Source organism: Pseudomonas syringae (genome assembly GCF_002157375.1).
Classification (GTDB): domain Bacteria; phylum Pseudomonadota; class Gammaproteobacteria; order Pseudomonadales; family Pseudomonadaceae; genus Aquipseudomonas; species Aquipseudomonas syringae_T.
The window spans coordinates 1-2,124 of sequence record NZ_MTSA01000049.1 but is presented as its reverse complement, the minus strand read 5'-3'; the positions used below and the strand labels follow the sequence as shown (position 1 = coordinate 2,124).

Here is a 2,124-nt window from a genome sequence, read left to right as displayed (position 1 = left end):
TGCCGCTGGTGGAGCTGGATCAGGACGCCATCGACCGCATCGTCGCCAGTGTGCCCGGCGGCATCGCCAACGTGCAGGACATCTATGCACTGGCGCCGTTGCAGGAAGGGATTTTGTATCACCACCTTGCGACCACTGAAGGCGATCCATACCTGCAATATGCGCTGTTCGGCTTTGACAGCCTGGAGCGTGTTCAACAGTTCGCCACTGCCTTGCAAGGCGTGGTTTCACGCCACGATATCCTGCGCACCGGCGTGCTTTGGGAACGTCTGGACGAGCCTGTGCAGGTGGTCTGGCGCGAGGCGCAACTGGGCGTGGAAGAGATTCGTCTCGATCCGGCAGCCGGGGACATCGCCGAGCAACTGCGCGAAGCCCTCGACCCGCGTCATTACCGACTGGACATTCGTCAGGCGCCGATGATGCGCATCGGCTATGCCCATGATCCGGCCAATCAGCGCTGGCTGGGCATGCTGCTGTTCCACCACATGGTCGACGACGCCACCTCGCTGGGTATTCTGACCTCGGAAATCGAAGCCTTCATGGGTGGACTGGGCGACCAGTTGCCAGCCTCGGTGCCTTACCGCAATTACGTGGCGCAGGCACGGCTCGGTGTCAGCCGTGAGGCCCACGAGACGTTTTTCCGGGGCATGCTCGGTGACATCGACGAGCCGACACTGCCGTTCGGGCTGCATGATGTGCAGGGCGACGGTCAGGGTATTCAGGAAGTCCGTCAGACGGTGGATGCTTCACTGGCCAGACGTGTCCGGGCACAGGCCCGCAAACTGGGCGTAGGCCCGGCCAGCCTGTACCACTTGGGCTGGGCGCGGGTGCTGGGCGCATTGGCAGGGCGCGAAGACGTGGTATTCGGCACGGTGCTGCTGGGCCGCATGCAAGGCGGCGAAGGCGCAGACCGGGCCTTGGGCATGTTCATCAACACCTTGCCGTTGCGGGTCGATCTCGGCAGTCAGGGCGTGCGCAACGGCGTGAAGAAAACCCACGCCAGCCTGACCGCGCTGCTGGGTCACGAACATGCGTCGCTGGTGCTTGCCCAGCGTTGCAGCGGGGTGGAGGCACCTACGCCGCTGTTTAGCGCGTTGCTCAACTACCGGCATCTGGAAAACCGTGCGCAGTCAGCTGCCGCGACCACGGCCTGGGAAGGTATTCAGGCGCTGGACGGAGAGGAACGGACCAACTACCCGCTGACGCTCTCGGTGGACGATCTCGGAGACGGCTTCAACCTGACGGTGATGGCCGAGGCCGCCATCGGCGCGCAGCGTGTCAGCGGTTATATGCAACACGTGATGCAACAGTTGATCGATGCCCTGGAACAGGCACCGGAAAAGGCCCTCAACAGCCTGACCATCCTGCCTCAGGCAGAACGCGAACAATTGCTGCACCACTGGAATGCCAGTGAACCGCGCAACGACCACGATCAGCCGCTGATCCATCAGGCCTTTGAGCGTCACGCCCGGTTACAGCCCCACGCAACCGCAGTCCGCTTCGAAGAAAGCAGCCTGACCTATGGCGAGCTCAATGCCCGGGCCAACCAGGTGGCGCACAGCTTGATCGAAACAGGCATAAAACCGGATGATCGTGTGGCGATCTGCGTTGAACGCGGTCCGGAAATGATCATTGGCCTGTTAGGCATCCTCAAGGCCGGCGCGGGCTATGTACCGTTGGACCCGGCGTACCCGGCAGAACGTCTGGCGTACCTCCTGAAAGACAGCGCTCCTGCTGCCGTGCTGGTGCAGGCCGCAACATCAGAAGCGCTGGCGCTGGGTTCGCTGCCTGTCATCCGTCTGGACGATGCAGGCTTGCAGGACAAATCCGCCTTCAATCCGCAGATTGCATCGCTGGCTGCCCACCATCTGGCTTACGTGATCTACACCTCGGGCTCTACCGGCCTGCCGAAAGGCGTACAGGTCGAGCACCGCAACGTGGCGCGGCTGTTCTCCGCCACGGAGCACTGGTTCCAGTTCTACGCCAACGATGTCTGGGCGTTGTTTCACTCATTCGCTTTCGACTTCTCGGTCTGGGAAATCTGGGGCGCACTGATTCACGGCGGCGAACTGCTGATCGTGCCGCAACTGGTCAGCCGTTCGCCGCAGGAATGCTATGAATTGC

General features: G+C 62.3%; 1 protein-coding gene. It reads left to right on the top strand.

Annotation, left to right across the window (positions count from 1 at the left end):
• On the top strand, nt 1-2,124 hold a 2,124-nt coding region (locus BW686_RS25930; protein WP_143516568.1), incomplete at both ends, for an AMP-binding protein.